Origin of the sequence: Pseudomonas sp. LM13 (assembly GCF_041381355.1) — a bacterium.
GTDB lineage: Bacteria > Pseudomonadota > Gammaproteobacteria > Pseudomonadales > Pseudomonadaceae > Stutzerimonas > Stutzerimonas frequens.
The window spans coordinates 1-1,163 of record NZ_JACBXH010000118.1; the positions used below are offsets into that span (position 1 = coordinate 1).

At 54.2% G+C, this 1,163-nt stretch carries 2 protein-coding genes; one reads left to right on the top strand and one right to left on the bottom strand.

The window, feature by feature from the left end; translation table 11 throughout:
- Positions 1-235 precede the first annotated feature (235 nt).
- Positions 236-538, bottom strand: coding sequence for a hypothetical protein (locus HZR81_RS23575; RefSeq protein WP_174824670.1), 303 nt, complete (start codon positions 536-538; stop codon positions 236-238).
- 471 nt (positions 539-1,009) lie between these two features.
- On the opposite strand from HZR81_RS23575, the gene HZR81_RS23580 reads away from it, so the two are divergent.
- On the top strand, positions 1,010-1,163 hold a 154-nt coding region (locus tag HZR81_RS23580), incomplete at its 3' end, for a heavy-metal-associated domain-containing protein (RefSeq protein WP_500129394.1).

A 1,163-nucleotide genomic window follows, 5' to 3' on the forward strand; every position in this document is an offset into this window, starting at 1 on the left:
AGCCAGGAACCGGAGGACGATGAGCCGTTCTGATTTCATGGCGACGACGGCCTGCTACATGGCTGCGTGTGGCAGGTCTTAAACAACTGAACTGGGCTAGCGAAGGAGTGGGGGCAACAGCAGCTGCGCTGGTAGACTTATCCACAGTTGCTGGTAACAAAATCAGCAATCCGCCCTGGGTCAAATTTCAATCGGCAGGGTGGGTCAATTTTCCATCAGCGCCAACACGGCATACTCAACCTTCGGCCCAAAAATCATCCTTGCGCACCAAACCGAACTCATCCTGATTGGTGTCAAGATCATCATCAAACATGGTGTTAACCATTCGCTCCCGACGTAGCATGGCCAGCGTTCGGAAAAAGCAGGGCTCGCAGAGGTGAACCTCATAACGTTCACCATCATGCTTGGAACCATAGCCCCAACACGCTTGAAGAACGCCAAACTGCTGGCCATAGCCCTCAATACTTGTGCTTTGGCAACAAGCGTCACAGGTAACGTCTGAAGTCGTTTCCGTTGGCTGCATTGCAACGTGCCGCATGATCCTCACCTCCGAGGAGAGAAAGTTTACAGCTGCCATCAAGCCCACATTCGAGACCGAAAATGGAAGATGTCGCGAAGGCCGCCTCGAACCATCACTGGGGAGAAGGATGCCTTGGGATTAATTGGGGGGGGCGAACATGCGCAAGCATGTGAGAGCAACACAAAGCCTAGAAATCAAACATTTATGGTTTGAATGTCTTAATTTCTCCGTTATCTCGTCATGCTTCCATAAAAATCCCCATCATGGAAAAGGCCTGATAAATCAATCAGGTAGGAGAGATGTGAGTGAATTTTCCCCTTATCTCGGCATGGCCCCATGTTCATCTCGCCGTACGATGGGGTCGATGGCCGAGTCTGTGGCTTACCACGGTGGGAAGGTCAACGCTTGCGCGGCCGGCCTGTGAACCCTTGACCTTCCAACGATGGCAAGGTCCATGATAGCCGTACGCAAACCAACAGGAGTTGTCCCATGCAGACGTTCCACATCCAGAACATGACTTGCGGCGGCTGCGTCCGAGGCGTCACGCGCGCCATCCAGTCCGTCGACCCGGCTGCGCGGGTTCACGCCGATGTTCCTGCCCGACGGGTGCAGGTCGTCTCCGACCAGCCCCGTGAGATCGTCG